This is a genomic window from Nocardioides sp., from assembly GCF_050246775.1.
GTDB lineage: Bacteria > Actinomycetota > Actinomycetes > Propionibacteriales > Nocardioidaceae > Nocardioides.
This window is the reverse complement of the sequence record NZ_JBFWVK010000001.1, coordinates 1,677,155-1,693,645: the sequence shown is the minus strand read 5'-3', so window position 1 is coordinate 1,693,645 and position 16,491 is coordinate 1,677,155. Positions and strand designations below refer to the sequence as shown.

At 69.3% G+C, this 16,491-nt stretch carries 18 protein-coding genes; 8 read left to right on the top strand and 10 right to left on the bottom strand.

Annotation, left to right across the window (positions count from 1 at the left end):
• Positions 1-38: 38 nt before the first annotated feature.
• Positions 39-977: a formylglycine-generating enzyme family protein gene (locus AB7I40_RS08070; protein WP_428347645.1), complete on the top strand. Its 939-nt coding sequence runs from the start codon at positions 39-41 to the stop codon at positions 975-977.
• Positions 978-1,039: 62 nt separating this feature from the next.
• On the opposite strand, the gene AB7I40_RS08065 is transcribed toward AB7I40_RS08070, so the two are convergent.
• From AB7I40_RS08065 to AB7I40_RS08055, 3 genes are all read right to left on the bottom strand, one after another.
• Positions 1,040-1,420 carry an SHOCT domain-containing protein gene (locus AB7I40_RS08065; protein ID WP_428347644.1) on the bottom strand — a complete coding sequence of 127 codons (381 nt, stop codon included), beginning with the start codon at positions 1,418-1,420 and terminating at the stop codon, positions 1,040-1,042.
• A 135-nt stretch (positions 1,421-1,555) separates the two neighbouring features.
• Positions 1,556-1,888 (bottom strand): SHOCT domain-containing protein, encoded by a 333-nt coding sequence (locus AB7I40_RS08060; RefSeq protein ID WP_428347643.1) that lies wholly within the window; start codon positions 1,886-1,888, stop codon positions 1,556-1,558.
• 2 nt (positions 1,889-1,890) lie between these two features.
• Positions 1,891-2,334 (bottom strand): DUF6325 family protein, encoded by a 444-nt coding sequence (locus AB7I40_RS08055; protein WP_428347642.1) that lies wholly within the window; start codon positions 2,332-2,334, stop codon positions 1,891-1,893.
• A 120-nt stretch (positions 2,335-2,454) separates the two neighbouring features.
• Between AB7I40_RS08055 and AB7I40_RS08050 the strand changes: the two genes are divergently transcribed.
• Genes AB7I40_RS08050 through AB7I40_RS08035 form a run of 4 tightly spaced genes read left to right on the top strand, consistent with a single transcriptional unit; the run spans position 2,455 to position 5,376 of the window.
• Positions 2,455-3,189: an SURF1 family protein gene (locus tag AB7I40_RS08050; RefSeq protein WP_428347641.1), complete on the top strand. Its 735-nt coding sequence runs from the start codon at positions 2,455-2,457 to the stop codon at positions 3,187-3,189.
• 13 nt (positions 3,190-3,202) lie between these two features.
• Positions 3,203-3,541, top strand: a complete 339-nt coding sequence (locus AB7I40_RS08045) for a DUF3817 domain-containing protein (RefSeq protein WP_428347640.1) — start codon at positions 3,203-3,205, stop codon at positions 3,539-3,541.
• A 9-nt stretch (positions 3,542-3,550) separates the two neighbouring features.
• A complete protein-coding gene (locus AB7I40_RS08040) occupies positions 3,551-4,372 on the top strand; it encodes a patatin-like phospholipase family protein (RefSeq protein ID WP_428347639.1) in 822 nt (273 codons plus the stop codon).
• Positions 4,369-5,376: a 1-acyl-sn-glycerol-3-phosphate acyltransferase gene (locus AB7I40_RS08035; protein ID WP_428347638.1), complete on the top strand. Its 1,008-nt coding sequence runs from the start codon at positions 4,369-4,371 to the stop codon at positions 5,374-5,376. The genes AB7I40_RS08040 and AB7I40_RS08035 overlap by 4 nt, the downstream gene beginning before the upstream one ends.
• Positions 5,377-5,471: 95 nt before the next feature.
• Here the strand turns inward: AB7I40_RS08035 and AB7I40_RS08030 are convergent, their stop codons facing one another.
• Positions 5,472-6,110 carry a hypothetical protein gene (locus AB7I40_RS08030; RefSeq protein ID WP_428347637.1) on the bottom strand — a complete coding sequence of 213 codons (639 nt, stop codon included), beginning with the start codon at positions 6,108-6,110 and terminating at the stop codon, positions 5,472-5,474.
• A 183-nt stretch (positions 6,111-6,293) separates the two neighbouring features.
• Here AB7I40_RS08030 and AB7I40_RS08025 point away from each other — a divergent pair, with 183 nt between their 5' ends.
• Entirely contained in the window at positions 6,294-6,833 is a 540-nt protein-coding gene (locus AB7I40_RS08025) for a peptidylprolyl isomerase (RefSeq protein WP_428347636.1), read from the top strand.
• 149 nt (positions 6,834-6,982) lie between these two features.
• Positions 6,983-7,753, top strand: coding sequence for a rhomboid family intramembrane serine protease (locus AB7I40_RS08020; protein WP_428347635.1), 771 nt, complete (start codon positions 6,983-6,985; stop codon positions 7,751-7,753).
• Positions 7,754-7,838: 85 nt separating this feature from the next.
• Here AB7I40_RS08020 and AB7I40_RS08015 read toward each other — a convergent pair whose 3' ends face one another.
• The gene (locus tag AB7I40_RS08015) at positions 7,839-8,303 is read right to left on the bottom strand and encodes a cell division protein CrgA (protein WP_428347634.1); all 465 of its coding nucleotides are present in this window, start codon (positions 8,301-8,303) and stop codon (positions 7,839-7,841) included.
• 97 nt (positions 8,304-8,400) lie between these two features.
• On the opposite strand from AB7I40_RS08015, the gene AB7I40_RS08010 reads away from it, so the two are divergent.
• Positions 8,401-9,159, top strand: a complete 759-nt coding sequence (locus AB7I40_RS08010) for a DUF881 domain-containing protein (protein ID WP_428347633.1) — start codon at positions 8,401-8,403, stop codon at positions 9,157-9,159.
• A gap of 18 nt (positions 9,160-9,177) precedes the next feature.
• On the opposite strand, the gene pknB is transcribed toward AB7I40_RS08010, so the two are convergent.
• The 5 genes from pknB to AB7I40_RS07985 are packed head-to-tail and all read right to left on the bottom strand — an operon-like array spanning position 9,178 to position 16,490.
• A complete protein-coding gene (gene pknB, locus AB7I40_RS08005; protein WP_428347632.1) occupies positions 9,178-10,920 on the bottom strand; it encodes a Stk1 family PASTA domain-containing Ser/Thr kinase in 1,743 nt (580 codons plus the stop codon).
• On the bottom strand, positions 10,917-12,374 hold the full coding sequence (locus AB7I40_RS08000) for a serine/threonine protein kinase (protein ID WP_428347631.1): 1,458 nt from the start codon (positions 12,372-12,374) through the stop codon (positions 10,917-10,919). The genes pknB and AB7I40_RS08000 overlap by 4 nt, the downstream gene beginning before the upstream one ends.
• Positions 12,371-13,831, bottom strand: a complete 1,461-nt coding sequence (locus AB7I40_RS07995; RefSeq protein WP_428347630.1) for a peptidoglycan D,D-transpeptidase FtsI family protein — start codon at positions 13,829-13,831, stop codon at positions 12,371-12,373. Before AB7I40_RS07995 ends, AB7I40_RS08000 begins: the two co-directional genes overlap by 4 nt.
• Positions 13,828-15,237, bottom strand: a complete 1,410-nt coding sequence (locus AB7I40_RS07990; protein WP_428347629.1) for an FtsW/RodA/SpoVE family cell cycle protein — start codon at positions 15,235-15,237, stop codon at positions 13,828-13,830. Before AB7I40_RS07990 ends, AB7I40_RS07995 begins: the two co-directional genes overlap by 4 nt.
• A complete protein-coding gene (locus AB7I40_RS07985; RefSeq protein ID WP_428347628.1) occupies positions 15,237-16,490 on the bottom strand; it encodes a PP2C family protein-serine/threonine phosphatase in 1,254 nt (417 codons plus the stop codon). Before AB7I40_RS07985 ends, AB7I40_RS07990 begins: the two co-directional genes overlap by 1 nt.
• Position 16,491: the final 1 nt, after the last annotated feature.

Below are 16,491 nucleotides of genomic sequence, written 5' to 3'. Positions count from 1 at the left end.
CGTGCCGGAGCTGGGCGCCTCGTCTATCGTCTGACCTGATGCGAGCCAGCCAGCAGATCACCCTCCCTGAGGGCACGTTCACGATGGGCTCCGAGGACCACTACCCCGAGGAAGCGCCCACGCGTCGGGTGCGCGTCGACGCATTCGCCATCGACGCCACGCAGGTGACCAACGAGCAGTACGCCGCCTTCGTCGAGGCCACGGGCTACCTCACCGTGGCAGAGCGCGCCCTCGACCCGGCCGACTACCCGGGGGCGCCGGCGGCCAACCTGCAGCCCGGGTCGATGGTCTTCACCCCGACCCGCGGACCGGTGGACCTGCGGCACCTCGGCCAGTGGTGGCGGTGGAAGCCCGGCGCGTGCTGGAAGCACCCCAACGGGCCCAAGAGCTCGATCGACAAGCGGCTCGACCACCCCGTCGTCCATGTCGCTCACGAGGACGCTGCCGCCTACGCGACCTGGGTCGGCTGCGAGCTGCCCAGCGAGGCGGAGTGGGAGTACGCCGCCCGTGGCGGCCTCGAAGGCGCGGCGTTCACCTGGGGCGACGAGGAACGGCCCGGCGGACGGATCATGGCCAACACCTGGGACGGGCCCGACTTCCCGTGGCGCAGCAGCGGCGAGAGTGGGTTCCTGCGCACCGCGCCGGTGGGCAGCTTCCCAGCGAACGGCTACGGACTCTTCGACATGGCCGGGAACGTCTGGGAGTGGACCGACGACTGGTGGACCGAGCAGCACCCCGAGGAACCGGACAAGCCCTGTTGCCTGCCCACCAATCCGCGCGGCGGCGAGCAGGAACAGAGCTATGACCCCGAGCAGCCGCAGTTCCGGATCCCGCGCAAGGTGGTCAAGGGCGGCTCACACCTCTGCTCCCCGTCGTACTGCCTGCGCTACCGACCCGCGGCCCGTCGACCGCAGATGATCGACACCGGCACCAGTCACCAGGGCTTCCGCTGTGTACTGCGCACCCCCGCCGCCTGAGCCCCGCAACGTCATCACCTCTGGTCGCCTGGGCAACCAGAAGTGATGACGTTGTGGATGGTTCAGCGCAGCGCGCGGGCCTTGAGGGCGTCGTACTCGCTCGACGAGATCGTCCCGGAGTCCAGGAGGGCCTTCGCCTTTGCGATCTCCTCCGAGGGTGAGGCACCGCCGGCCACCGACTGGATGTAGGCCTCGGTCTGCTGCCGTGCATTCTGATGCTCGGCCATCGCACGCTGCGCCATGCCGCCGCCGCGCGCGAACAGGTAGATCAGGGCGGTGAGGAACGGCAGGATCACCAACCCGAAGACCCACACGGCCTTCATGCCACCGGACACGCTGTGGTCCCGGAACAGATCGATGAGGATCTGGAAGAGCACCATGAGGTAGCCGAAGAAGAGGAACGCCGAGATCATCAACCAGAAGAAGTCCCAGAAACTGTCCATCAGTCGCTCGCTTTCGTCGGTCCCACGCCTCGGGCGGCTGGGAGAAACTCTGGGCTCAGCATCCTCGTGCGTCTCACTGATGTCCACCACTGTGCAGGAATCCCCGGTCGACCGGGGATTCCCGCACGACAACGCTCAGAGAGCGAGGACCTTCGCCTTCTCGGCGCTGAACTCGTCCTCGGTCAGGAGCCCGGCCTCCTTGAGCTTGCCCAACTCGGTGATCTTGGTGATCTTGTCGTCGATCGACATGCCGGCTGGCGCCGCGGGCGGCGCAGGAGCAGCCTGTGCTGCTGCCTGGGCGGCCGCCTGATCGATCATCGCCTGCTGCTGCGCCTGGGCGGCCGCCTGCTGCTGTGCGCCTCGCTGGGCCTGCCGCTGCTGCACGTTGCCGGACACCGCAGTCGCCGTCCCGGCGATCACTGCCGTGCGGGCCATGGTGCCCAGAAGGCCCGGTCGTCCTCGTCGCATGTCTACTCCTCCTCGTCGAGTGCGGCGACGGCCGCCAGCACGTCTTCTCGTGGGATCCGCTCGAGCGCGACCACGCGGCCGTTCGACCCCCGGATGGCAGCACCCAGTCGGGCCGCCCAGCTGTTCTCCCAGACCACCACCAGCGCTGACGTGCCGGGCTCGAGTCCCTCGGCCACCTCGTCGAGTTCGCTGTCGTTCAGCAGGTCGTAGTGGCCCTCGCTGAGCCGGTCGAACGCGTGAGCCACGTCGGCGTCGGTGACCTCGAGGTACGACGCCGCGCCGGCGTCGTCCTTCAGCACGAACGCGAGGTCGAGGATGCGGACGGTGCCGCTCTCCTGCAGGTCCAGCAGCGCCGGCGCGACCTCGCCGTTGAACTCGTTGCCCTCGAAGAGGATCACGGCGACATCGACGGGCCCGATGTCGTCGGCAGACAGGTCAAGCGGCATGACAGGTGACCTCCAGCTGGTAGTGACACGACGTGTGAATCCTACGGTCACGCTCACGTCCCCCGGCGGACAAGTCAAGGCCCGAGAGGAGCGGTCTGGCCCGCCTCGTACGCTGGGGCGGTGCCCGTCCCTCGTCCGTTGCAGCCGCGCTACTGGGGCTACCACCTGCTGGCGGTCGTGCTGGTCGCCACGGCGATCGGCCTGGGCCTCTGGCAGTACGACGCGTGGCAGACGCGGCGCTCGGCTGAAGCCACCGACCTGACCCAGCGCGACCCGATTCCGCTGGCCGATGCCATCGGGCCCGACGACCCGTTCCCGGGCAACCTGGTGGGTCAACCGGTCACCGTCACCGGCACGTGGGTGCCCCAGGGGACGGTCTACGTCAGTGGCCGCGAGCACGAGGGCCGAGACGGCTTCTGGATGGTCACTCCGCTCCAGGTCGACGGCGGTGACTCAGCGCTCGAGATCGTCCTCGGCTGGACCGCAAGCCTCCAGGACGCACCGGCCGCCCCGGACGGAGCGGGAGAGGTCGTGGCCTGGCTGCAACCTCCCGAGGGCACCGGGGAGGCCGACCCGGACCCGGCGGACGACGTACTCCCGCAACTGCGGATCGCTGACGCCATCCAACATGTCGACCAGGACCTCTACGGTGCCTACGCGGTGCAGCTGGGTGAGTACGCCGGGCTGGTCCAGGCAGATCTGGAGCAACTGCCCGACGCCGGCCGCTTCACCGCGCTGCGCAACCTGCTCTACGCCCTCGAGTGGTGGGTCTTCGGTGGCTTCGCGGTCTTCATCTGGTGGCGGTGGGTCCGCGACGAGGTGCTGGTCCGCGACGAGGCCGTTGTCGGTGACTAGGTAGGTTGGCGGCGTGCAGAGACTGTTCACGACCTACCGGGTGCTGGCCATCATCGTCGGGGTGCTCCTCGTGTTCGGCGCGTTCGTGGCGCTGCCGCTGCGCTACCTCACCACCGAGGGCTCCGACCTCCAGCAGCTCGGCGAGACGCTGAGCCTGGTCTGGGTCGTCCACGGGTGGGTCTACATCGCCTACGTCGTGGTCGCCTTCCTGTTCGCCCGCGGGGCCCGTTGGACGATCCCGTTCACGCTGCTGATGCTGGTGGCCGGGCTGATCCCGGTCCTGATCTTCTGGGTGGAGCACCGGGTCACGCAGCGCACGCGTCAGGAGCATCCGGAGCTCGTCAGCCGCTAGGGTCTGACCGTGGAGAAGACCGCGTTCGTGCTGGGTGGTGGCGGTGTGCTCGGCGCGGTCGAGGTCGGCATGCTGCGGGCCCTGTTCGAGCACGACATCGTGCCGGACCTCGTGGTCGGCACCAGCGTCGGTGCGCTCAACGGTGCGTTGGTCGCCCGGGAGCCGCAGAGCTCGGTGATCGCCCGACTCGTCGAGCTGTGGACCGCCGTGGGGGAGTCTCGCGACGTCTACCCCAGCCAGCCGCTCAAGACGGTACGTCGCGCAGTGTCCAGCGGCACCCACGTGTTCTCCTCGCGACCGCTGCGTGATCGCATGCAGGAGGAGTTCGGCGACCTCACCTTCGAGGAGCTCCCGGTGCAGTTCCAGGTGTGCGCGGCCAGCATCGAGCGGTCCGCCGAACACTGGTTCAGTACTGGACCGGTGGTGCCGGCCGTCATGGCGAGCGCCGCCGTACCAGGCCTGTTGCCGCCGGCCAAGGTGGGCGAGGAGCACTACCTGGACGGCGGCATCGTGAACTCCATCCCGGTCGGACGGGCCGCCCAGCTCGGCGCGACCCGGATCTTCGTGCTCCAGGTCGGGCGCATCGACCGTCCGCTGGTCGCCCCCAAGCGCCCGTGGGACGTGGCGCGGGTGTCGTTCGAGATCGCGCGCCGACACCGGTTCATCCGCGAGATGTCCGAGCTTCCGCCCGGGGTGAGTGCCCACGTGCTCCCGGCCGCAGGCACCTCCGGCCGCGACGACTCGATGTTCGCGTTCCGGGACTTCTCAGCCGTCGCGGCCAAGATGGAGGCGACCTACGAGGCCAGCCGCGACTACCTGGACGCGCTGTGATCTGGGCGCTGCGCCGCTTCATCCTGGCGCCGGCGATGATCGGGCTGACCGTCCTGATCTGGGTGACGTTCCCGTTCTGGTTGATCGTGGGGGCGGCCCTCTCGCCGCTGTTCCCGGGGCGGTTGCGGATTCTGCGCCTGCTGTGGATCTTCATCCTCTACCTGACCTGCGAGTCGATCCTCCTGCTCGTGATGTTCGTCCTGTGGATCTCCTCGGGCTTCGGGTGGAAGATGCGCACGCCGTACTTCGAGGGCCTGCACTACGACCTCGTGCAGATGCTGATGTGGTTCTTCTTCCGCGAGGCCAAGCGGGTCGCCCGCCTGCGGATCATCAGCGAAGGTCCCTCCCCGGACGCCCACCCCGGCAAGCCGATCCTGGTGTGCTGTCGTCACGCGGGGGTGGGGGACTCCTTCACCCTCATCCACACCCTGATGGACTGGTACGGCCGAGAGCCGCGGGTGGTCCTGAAGGACACGATGGCCTGGGACCCCGCGATCGACGTGGTGCTGCGACGGATCCCGGCCCGGTTCATCTCGCCCAACCCGGCCAAGGGCCAGAACTTCGAGGACCAGATCGCCGACCTGGCCACCGGGCTCGACGAGAACGACGCGTTCGTGATCTTCCCCGAGGGCGGCAACTTCACCCCGGCGCGCCGTCAGCGCGCCATCGACCGGCTGCGCAAACTCGGCATGGAGCGGATGGCGCAGCGCGCCGAGGAGATGATCCACGTCCTCGCGCCACGTCCGGGCGGCTTCCTGGCCGCCCTCGACGCCGCCCCCGAGGCCGACATCGTGCTCGTGGCCCACACCGGGCTCGACCACCTGGTGTCGGCGCGAGATCTGTGGCGCGAGCTGCCGTTGGACAAGCAGATCATCATGCGCTGGTGGCAGGTCTCCAACGAAGACATCCCGGCCGGCCGCGAGGAACGCATCGAGTGGCTCTTCACCTGGTGGGAGGAGATCGATGCGTGGATCGCCGAGCACCGGCCAGAGGATCTCCCTTGAGCCCCAGGTTCATCAAGGTATGCAGGCAAATGCCCGCTGTCCGTGTCGAATTCGACACGGACAGCGGAGGTTGACCTACATACCTTGATGAAACGTCAGGACTTGGACGAGCCCTCGTCGCCCTCAACCTCGACGACCTCGGCCGGGTCGTCGGGGGTGGTGACCGCGTGCGGCTCCTCGACGGCGTCGGCGATCGCCTCGTCGGGCGATGCGGCGGCAGCATCGTCAGCCGGCTCGGCCACGGGGGCGGCAGGCTTGGCCGGCGGCGGTGGCGCAGGCGTGTACGCCGACTGCCAGCTGTCGTCGCTGGCGGTCAGCTTCTTGTAGACGAAGGCGGCGATCCCGGCCACGCCGGTGATGACGAGGACCTTCTTCAGCTTGCTGCCCTTCTTCTTGGCCGGCTCACCCTTGATCTCGGCGACCTTCGCGGTCGCCAGGTCCCGACCGGTCGCGGCGTGCTCGGCGACGATGGCGGCGCCCTGCGCTGCCTTCTCCGTGGCCAGCGCGCGGCCCTGGGCCAACACCGGCTTGGCGGAGTCGACGGCGTCGTTGTAGAGGGGGACGGCCCTGTCCTTGGCGTCCTGGTAGAGCGGGACGGCCCTGTCCTTGGCGTCCTGGTAGAGCGGGACGGCCTTCTCCTTGGCGGTGTCCACGGCCGACTCGATGGCAGGCAGGATCTGGTCGACCAGGTCGCCCGCCTGATCCATCAGGCTCTTCTTCTTGCGGAAGCCCATGCTTCCCGTCCTCTCGCTAGCCGAACCCGGACCTCCATCCCACCATGTTCGGGCCGTGAACCCAAGCGCCCAAAAGGGTGGTGGCGTTTGAAAGCTTGCGCTCGCCTGAAAGGATCACGCAGTACACCCAGCACCGTGCCAACAACACGGCACTCACGTGATCGTCACTAGAAGGGCAAGTCAATGACTGACCTGCAGGCCGTCCTGAAGACCAACCGGGGCGACATCACCATCAACCTCTTCCCGAACCATGCGCCGGAAACGGTCGACAACTTCGTCGGGCTCGCCGAGGGCACCAAGAACTACAAGGCTGACGGCGGCAAGACGTCGGGACCGTTCTACGACGGGCTGGGATTCCACCGCGTCATCGAGGGCTTCATGATCCAGGGTGGCTGCCCGCTGGGCACCGGCACCGGTGGCCCGGGCTACACCTTCAAGGACGAGCCGCACCCCGAGCTCGTCTTCGACAAGCCCTACCTGCTCGCGATGGCCAACGCCGGACCGGGCACCAACGGTTCGCAGTTCTTCGTCACCGTCGGTGCCACCCCGTGGCTGAACTTCAAGCACACGATCTTCGGCGAGGTGGCCGATCAGGCCTCGCGCGATGTCGTGGACGCCATCGGTACGACGGCGACCGGTCCCGGCGACCGCCCCAAGGACCCGGTGGTCATCAACACGGTCGAGGTCATCCGAACCGCGTCGGGCGAATCCGCAGAGTCCTGAACACCACTCCACCGTCTCCCGAACCCGGGGTGCCGACCTGTTATCGGCACCCCGGGCGTGAGACCTACATCCGCTGCCAGCGCTGCGATCGGCCCATCTGCCCCGACTGCATGCGCGATGCCGCCGTGGGCTTCCAGTGCCCTGAGTGCGTGGCTGAAGGCGCGAAGAGCACCCGGGCCGCCCGCACGACGTACGGCGGGACGCGCTCGGAGAACCCCCAGAAGACCTCTCTGGCCCTGATCATCATCAATGTCGGGGTCTGGATCGCCATCATGGTCACCGGCGGAGCCGGCAGCCGGCTCGTGGACCTGTTGGCCCTGCGCCCCAACGGTGTGTGCCTCACCGGGCAGGGTGCGTTCGACCAGCCGGAGGCGTCGTGCGTCAACCCCGCCACCTGGCTCCCGGGCGTCAGTGACGGCGCCTACTGGCAGATGATCACCAGCACCTTCGCCCACGTCGAGGTCGTGCACATCGGCTTCAACATGCTGGCGTTGTGGGTGCTCGGGCCGACGCTGGAGGCCTACGTCGGTCGCGTCCGCTTCCTGGCGCTCTACCTGCTCTCGGGCCTGGCCGGCTCCGTGCTGGTCTACTGGGCGTCCTACGAGTACGGCTCCACCCTCGGCGCCTCAGGCTCGATCTTCGGTCTCATGGGCGGCCTGCTGGTCGTGACCGTCAAGATCCGCGGCAACGTGCAGGGGATCTTGACCTGGATCGCTATCAATGCCGTCATCACCGTGGTCGGCGCGGGCTCCATCTCCTGGCAGGGCCACCTCGGTGGGTTCCTGGGCGGTGTCCTGATCGCTGCGCTGCTGATCTATGCCCCCAAGCCGCGTCGTACGACGTGGCAGGTCTCGGGGATGGTCGCCATCGGGGTCGTCCTGGTCCTGGCGACGGCTCTTCGCACGACGCAGCTGGCCTGAGGCTCGCCCCCGACCCGGAGAGTTATCCCCACTGTGGATAACTCCTGTGCATAACTACACCGGTGTCATTCGCCCACCGGGTCGATCACTCCCAGCGGGTGGCGAAGGTGAACCCGACGGCCATGAAGCCGATGCCGACCATCAGGTTGAACTGGTCCAGGTCGTTCATCACCGGCACCTTGCTCAGGTCGGTGCTGAGCACGTAGAACGTACAGATCCAGATCAGGCCGACCAGGAAGCAGCCCAGCATCCCGACCACCACGCCGCGGCCACGGCCGAGCGGGGTCGAAGGGTGCGCGGACAATCCGAGGCCGAGGAACGCCAGACCGAAGCCGATGGCGTAGTTCCAGTCCTTGAGGTCGGCCATGAACGCCGGCTTGCCCGCCTTGGGAGCGGGTACGGCGGTGGGGTCGACGCGCACCTGGATGTAGTAGTAGGCGATCCACGCGATCCCGAGGACGATGAGCAGGAGCGAGATCGCGAATCGCGTGGTCAGCAGTGGCCCCGCGGTGGGGTCGACGTACTGCTTCGCGGCCTTCGGTTTGGTCACCAGGTTCTCCGATCTGTACTGCTTCTACGCTGTGGCGAGGGCAAGTGGGGCGGCGTGAATGGCAAATTCTCCCGCGCCGCGGGCTAGCGTAGTCGCCATGGCCCACGACCCCGCCCTCGACGCCCGCGCCAGGCGGCGCCGTCAGGTGTGGCGGGTGGGCACTCCGCTCGTGGCGATCCTCAGCGGAGCCCTGTTCGTGGTCAGTGCCGAGAGCAGCGACGGGACGGACCTGCGACCGGGGCGCTACCCCGATCTGTCCTCGATCGTGTCGGCTGAGAGCGGCGCGGTGGAGAACCTGAAGGCCCGCGCGGCCAACCTCAACCAGGAGGTCCAGCAGCTGACCGCCGGGGTGGGTGACAAGAAGGTCAACCGGATCAACGCCGAGGTGGCCGACCTCAAGGGTCCTGCTGGCCGGCTGCCGGTCAGCGGTCCCGGTCTGACCGTCACGCTCACGGACTCACCTGAGTCGGTGCAGGTGACCGACGAGGTCGGCGTCAAGCTCCTGGTGGTGCACCAGCAGGACATCCAGGCCGTCGTCAACGCCATGTGGCTCGGCGGCGCGAGCGCCGTCACCATCCAGGGCCAGCGGGTGATCTCGACGACGGGGATCAAGTGCTCGGGCAACGCGGTGCGTCTGCACGGCATCCCCTACGCCCAGCCCTACGTCATCTCCGCGGTCGGCGACCAGGACTCGCTCTACACCTCGATCATGGGCGACGCCTACCTCGAGGTCTACCGCGGCCAGGCCGAGGACCCCGACATCGAGATCGGCTGGGACCTGGAGCTCGAGGACTTCCTCGAGGCGCCGGGCTACGACTCACCGGTCGACATGGCCTACGCGCAGGTCCTGCGCTAGGCGCTCACGCCACCGGGATCAGGGTGTCGCCCCGTCAGTCGGGGTGGTCCCATCGGTCGGTGTCGTGCCGTCGGTCGGGCTGGCGCCGTCGGTGGGCGAGGCGGTCGCGCTCGGAGGCACGAAGCTCGACACCACGATCGTCACCGTGCTGCCCTCGGACAACGTCTGACCTGCTGCTGGACTCGTCCGGATCACCGTGCCCGCAGGCTCCGTGGTGTTGCTGTCGGCGATCACGTCCGGCTTGAACCCGGCGTCGCGCACAGCCTGCTCGGCCTTCTCCTGCGTCATCCCGATCACGTCCGGGACCTTCTCGGGGCCGTCGGACCAGGAGACGGTGATCTCGGAGAACTTGGGCACCCTGGTGCCGGCTGCCGGGTTGGTCTCGATCACCTGTCCCCGAGGCAGGTCGGACTCCACCTCCTGCATGGTGACCTTGAACTTCTGCTCCTCCAGCAGCGCGCGCGCGCCGCCACGAGGCTGACCGACCACCGACGGCACGGTCACCAGGGACACACCGCTGGAGACGACCAGGTTCACGTCGGAGCCCGGGGCGACGTACTGGTCGCGATCGGGATCCTGCGAGATGACGCGCTTGTTGGGCACGGTGTCGCTGTTCTCGTAGGTGACCACCGGCGTCAGGCCCTTCTCCCCGAGGGCGGCCCGGGCTTGGGTCTCGGTGAGGTTGACCAGGTTGGGGACCTGGACCTTGTCGACCGGCTTCTCGAAGAGCGTCGGCCAGAGGATCACCCCGCCGACGAGCAGGGCGGCCACGACCAGCCCGATCAGGACCCACAGGCCGGTACGGCGCCGGGGCTCCTCCTCCTCGGGCTCCAGGCTCACCGGCTGGGTGAAGGAGGTCGGGGTGGGGTCGGGGACGGGGACCGGGGCCACCACGACCGGGGCCTGTACGGGGCGCCCGGAGAGGTAGCGCTCGATGTCGGCCCGCATGGCTGCCGCGGACTGGTAGCGGTCCTCGACCCGCTTGGCCAGCGCTTTCATCGCGATCTGGTCCACCTCGGGTGGCAGGTCGATGTCGTGCTCGGAGGGCGGGGCGGCGGGTTCGCGGACGTGTTGGTAGGCGACCGACACGGGGCTGTCCCCCACGAACGGCGGACGGCCGGTGAGGAGCTCGTAGAGCAGGCAGCCGGTGGAGTACACGTCCGAACGGGAGTCGACGGTCTCGCCGCGCGCCTGCTCGGGGGAGAGGTACTGCGCGGTGCCGACCACGGCCGCGGTCTGGGTCATCGTGGAGGAGGCGTCCGACATGGCACGGGCGATCCCGAAGTCCATCACCTTCACGTCGCCGGCGGGCGTGAGCATCACGTTGCCGGGCTTGATGTCGCGGTGGATGATCCCGGCGCGGTGGCTGTAGTCGAGGGCCGACAGCACGCCGCTGGTGATCTCGAGGGCGCGTTCGGGCAGGATCTTGCGCCCCTCGCGGATCACGTCTCGCAGCGTGCGCCCGGCGACGTACTCCATCACGATGTAGGGCTGGGCGACGCCGTCCTCGGTCATCTCCTCGCCGGTGTCGTAGACGCTGACGATGGAGGGGTGGTTGAGCGAGGCGGAGGCCTGGGCCTCGCGCCGGAACCGGGCCTGGAAGGTGGCGTCACTGGCGAGATCGGTGCGCAGTCGCTTGACCGCGACGATCCGGCCGAGGCGGGTGTCGGTGCCCTTGCGCACCTCGGCCATGCCACCTCGGCCGAGCAGCTCGCCCAGCTCGTAGCGCCCGCCGACCAGGGTCGGCTGCTGGTTGCTCATCGGTCGTTGACCTTCCCGTGAAGCTGGCCGGCCAGTGGTTTGGCGGCGGGTGTCGTGGCGTCAGTGGTGGGAGCTGACGTCGGGGTGGTGGGGGTGCTCGGCGTGGTCGGGGTCGAGGGCGTGCTGGGCGCGGCACCCCAGTAGGTCACCGTGACCCGGTCGCCCTCGTTGAGCTGCCCGGACGGGTTGACGTCCTCCACGGTGTCGGGGGTCTGGTCGCCGGGATTGGTGACCCGCTCGGTGCTCACCCTCAGGCCGAGGTCGCGCAGCGCCTGGGCGACGTCGTCCACGTTGTCGCCGATGTAGTCGTCGGGGTTGACGTTGACCGTGGCCGGCGCGGTGGGCGAGGACGACTCCTGCGTCGGTGTCGTCTCGGTGGTCGGGGCGCTCGTGGAGTCCGTCGGCGTCGTCGGCGTGCCGCCGTCGTCCTGGTTCTGGCTCACCACCAGGGCCACCACCGCCACGATCGCCACCACCGCGAGCAGCACCCACGGCCACGGGTTGGTGCCGCGGGAGCTGGGCTCGGCCACGGGCACCGGGGCCGTCACCGGACCGGTGGCGGCAGGCAGCACCGCGGTGGCGGGCCCGATCGCTGGCTCGGGCGCCGGCACGACCCGGCTGGGTACGGCGGCCCCGGCCGACCGCGGATTGCGCAGGGCCGCTGCGAACTCGGCGGCGCTCGCGTAGCGGTCCTCGGGACGCTTGGCCATCGCCCGGCGTACGACGGCCGCCAGATCGGCGGGCACCTGCGCGGGCAGCTCGGGGACCGGTTCGCGCAGGTGGGCGAGCGCCGTGGTGACCGGGGTCTCGCCGACGAACGGGCGGTAGCCGGCCAGGCACTCGAAGGCCACGACCCCCAGGGAGTAGATGTCGGAGGCGAAGGTGGCGGTGCCGCCCTCGGCCTGCTCGGGGGAGAGGTACTGCGGGGTGCCCATCACCTGTCCGGTCGCGGTCAACGCCATGCCGTCGGCGGCGCGCGCGATCCCGAAGTCGGTGATCTTGACCCGCCGGTCGGGCAGCACCATGAGGTTGGCCGGCTTGATGTCGCGGTGCACGATCCCCGCGGCGTGGGCGGCGCCGAGGGCGTCGGCGGTGAGGGCCATCAGCTCACGGGCCACGTCGGGGTCCATCGGGGACTGCGGGCGCAGCAGGTTGGAGAGCGGCTGCCCGTCGACGAGCTCCATCACCAGGAACGGTCGCGGACCGCCCTCGAGGACGCCCTCACCGAAGTCGAAGACCGCGGCGACTCCGGGGTGGTGCAGCGCCGCGGCGTGGCGGGCCTCGGTCTCGAACCGGTTGCGGAAGGTGGGGTCATCGGCGTACTCGGGCTTGAGGACCTTGATGGCGACCTCGCGGTTGAGCACGGTGTCGGTGCCGCGCCACACGACGCCCATGCCGCCGGTGGCGATGCGGGAGTCGAGGCGGTAGCGCTGCTCGGCGTCGACGTAGGTCATGAGTTGATCACCGCTTCCATGACCGCCTTGGCGATCGGTCCACCGAGAAGTCCTCCGGCGATCTCGCCGCGGGGGATGTCAGCCTTCTGGATCATCACCGCGACGGCCACCTGGGCGTCCTCGGCGGGTGCGAACGACGCGAACCAGGCGTACGGCGGCACGTCGGGGATGCCGCTCTGGGCGGTCCCGGTCTTGCCGGCCACCTCGATGCCCGGGATGGCCGCCGGGGCCGCGGTGCCGTCGTCGACGGTGGCGACCAGGAGCCGGGTGAGCTCGTTGGAGGTCGAGGACGACACGGCCTTGGAGAGCTCCTCGGGGTCCACGGGGTCCAGGACCTCGAGCTCCGGGGTCTGCACCTCGTTGACCAGGTAGGGCTTCATCACGGTGCCGTCGTTGGCGACGCCGGCCACCACCATCGCCATCTGGAGCGGGGTGGCGGCGACCTCGAACTGTCCGATGCCGGCCTGCGCGGTCTGGGCCGGATCCATCCCGGCCGGGAACACCGACTGCGCCTGCGGGCCGATGTCGTCGAGGTAGTCGGCGTTGAACCCGAAGGCCTCGGCCTGCTTGAGCATGGCGTCGGCGCCCACCTCGTTGGCCAGCGCGGCGAACGTGGTGTTGCAGGAGTTCTCCATGGCCTGGGTGAAGGGGATCCGGTTGGTGCCGCAGTCGCGGCCCTCGTTGTCGATGACGCTCGTGGTCTGGGGTGCCTGGTAGGTGGGTCCACCGGGCACCGAGCTGCTCGAGTCGTAGCGTCCGCTCTCGATCGCCGCCGCGGCCGTGACGATCTTGAACGTCGAGCCTGGTGGCAGCCGGGTCTGGATGGACCGGTTCAGCAGCGGCTCGGTCTTGTCGGCGTTGAGCCGGTCGTAGGTCTTGGAGACGGCGTCGAGGTCGTGGGAGGCCAGCCGATTGGGGTCGTAGGTCGGCAGCGACACCATGGCCAGGATCTTGCCGGTGCTGGGCTCGATCGCGACCACGGAACCCTGCACGTTGTCGCCGAGCGCCGACAGCCCGTCGTACGCCGCCTTCTGTGCGGCGGCGTTGAGGGTGAGCTGGACGCTCCCGCCCTGGGGCTCGGCGTTGCTCAGGACGTCGAGGAGCCGGTTGACGAACAGCCGGTCGTCGTCGCCGGACAGTACGGCGTTCTGGGACTTCTCGATCCCGGTCTGGGAGTAGAAGGAGAAGTAGCCGGTGACCGGGGCGTAGACGAACGGCTCGTCGTAGGTGCGCTGGAACTGGTAGGTGTCGTTGCTCTTCACGCTCTTGGCGATCGCGTCGCGGCCCACCAGGATCGCGCCCCGTTCGCGGGAGAAGGCGGCCTCGATGACCCGGCGGTTGCGGGGGTCGTCGTTGAGGGCGCCGGCCTTGTAGTACTGCAGGTAGGTGGCGTTGAGCATCAGGGCCACGAAGAGGACCAGGCAGAAGATCGCCATGGTGCGGATCGGCTTGTTCACCCGAGCTTCACCACCTGGGTGGCATCGGAGTCCACGTCGTCGGGCACCGACAGGTCCGGCACCGGACGCCGGGCCTGGTCGGAGATGCGCAGCAGCAGCGCGATGATCACCCAGTTGGCCACCAGCGACGAACCGCCGTACGACAGGAACGGGGTGGTCAGGCCGGTGAGCGGGATCAGCCTCGTGACCCCGCCGATGACCACGAACACCTGGAGCGCGATCGAGACCGCGAGGCCGGTGGCCATCAGCTTGCCGAAGGAGTCGCGGCAGATCAGGGCGGTGCGCAGGCCGCGTTCGACGATGAGGCCGTAGAGGAGGATCACGGCCATCACCGCGGTCAGCCCGAGCTCCTCACCGATGGCGCCGATGATGAAGTCGGACTCGGCGTAGGGGATCCGGTAGGGGCTGCCGCCGCCGAAGCCGCGCCCCAGGAGGCCGCCCCAGCCCATGCCGAACAGCGACTCGACGAGCTGGCCGGAGTCGGGGCCCGAGCCCTGCTGGTAGTAGCGCATGGGGTGCAGCCAGATGTCGACGCGTTCGGCGACGTGGGCGAACAGGCGGTAGGCGGTGTAGGCGCCGCCGAGGAACAGCACGCTGCCGACGACCAGCCAGCCGGGGCGTTCGGTGGCGACGTAGAGCATCACCAGGAAGAGCCCGAAGAACAGGAGGCTGGAGCCGAGGTCACGCTGGAAGACCAGGATGGCCAGGCTGACCAGCCACATGCCCAGGATCGGGCCGAGGTCCCGCCCGCGCGGCAGGTCCACGAACAGCACCCGGCGCCCGGCCAGGGCGAGGGCGTCGCGGTGCATGACGAGGTAGCCGGCGAACGCCACGACCAGCAGCACCTTGGCGACCTCGCCGGGCTGGAAGCTCAGCGGCCCGACATGGATCCAGATCCGGGCGCCGTTGATGGTCTTGCCGATGCCCGGCAGGATCGGCATCAGCAGCAACACGATCGCGGCCAGCCCCGAGGTGTAGGTGAAGCGCTGCAGCACCCGGTGGTCGCGCAGGATCAGCAGGGTGGCCGCGAAGAGCACCACGCCGACGGTCATCCAGGTCAGTTGCTGGCCGGAGAAGATCCCTTCGGCGCCCTTGGCCAGGTCGAGACGGTAGATCACGGCAAGGCCCAGCCCGTTGAGTGCGCAGACGCTCGGCAGCAGCACCGGATCGGCGTACGGCGCGGTCAGCCGGACCACCACGTGGGCGGCCAGCACCAGCACGGTCAGCCAGGTGCCGTAGCCGATGATGTCGGCAGGCACCTCGCCCTTCACCCCGATGCCCACGGCGGCGTAGCCGCCGACGCCCACCAGCAGGGCGATGAGGAGCAGGAACAGCTCCGCTCCGCGCCGACGGCGGTGGACGAAGCCCAGGATGGCGCCGGGATGCCCCGGTTGGTACGTCGACATCAGCAGGTGTCCCCGGGCGCGCAGTCCTGGCTGCCGGCGAGCTCCTGCACGGTGCGGTGGGCCTCGTCGAGGTCGGCAGACTCGATGCCCTGGGTGACGAGCCCGGCGTCATAGTCGGAGAGCAGGTCGAGGCGCACGTCGGTGGTCTCGTAGGGCGAGTTGAGGGAGATCCCGGGCAGGTCGGTGTTGAGTCCGCGGAAGATGGTGACGTTGCCGTCCTGCTCGCCGACGAAGTACTGGTGCTGGCTCCAGGCCCACGCGGCGGCGACTCCGATCCACAGGAGCCCGACCAGGCTCGCCAGGGCCAGGAGCCGGCGCAGCCACCCGAGTCGCCGCGGTGGGCGCGGGGCGTAGCGCACGCTCTCGGGATCGAGCGGGTCGCTCAGGATCGCGTGGGGTACGTCGGAGGGCACGGCCTCCAACTCGCCGGTGTCCCCGGCGCGGTGGCCACGGAAGACTGCCGCCATGCCGGTGCCCCGGCGACGCGGCAGCTCGGCGGCGGCACCCACCAGGAGCGGCTCCAGAGGCTCCTCCGGCTCCTCCTCCACGACGTCGGCGACGATGCAGGTGATGTTGTCCGAGCTGCCGGCCTCGAGGCTGGCCCGGACCATCTCGACCGTGGCGTAGTCAGGGGTGCCCGAGCCGAGGATGTCGGCCATCCGCTCGTCGTCGAGGACGCCGCTGGCCCCGTCGCTGCACAGGAAGAGTCGGTCGCCGGTGGCGAGGTCGACCAGGAAGAGGTCGGGTTCGTTGTCGCCACGCCCGTCGACGGCCTTCAGGATGAGGTTGCGGTGGGGGTGGACCCGCGACTCCTCCTCGGTGATCCGGCCCTCATCGATCAGGCTCTGCACGAACGTGTGGTCCTTGGTGAGCTGACTGAGCGCACCGCCACGGTAGAGGTAGGCGCGGCTGTCTCCGACGTGACCGATGCCCACGCGGGCCCCGTCGAACAGGGCGACGGTCATGGTCGTGCTGGTGCCGTTGAGGGCGGGGTCGTGGTCGACGAGCTCGCCGATCCGGTCGTCAGCGCGGTGGATCGCTCCAGCGACCGCGCCGAGCAGGTCCTCGCCCGGGGGCTCGTCGAGGCGGACGAGCTGGCCGACGGCGGTGCTGGAGGCCATGTCGCCGCGGGCTGCGCCGCCGACGCCGTCGCAGACGGTGAGCAACCACGGCCCGGCGTACCCGGAGTCCTGGTTGTCCTTGCGGACCCGCCCGACGTCGGACAGCGCCGAGTAGCGCAGGTGCAGCGGCATC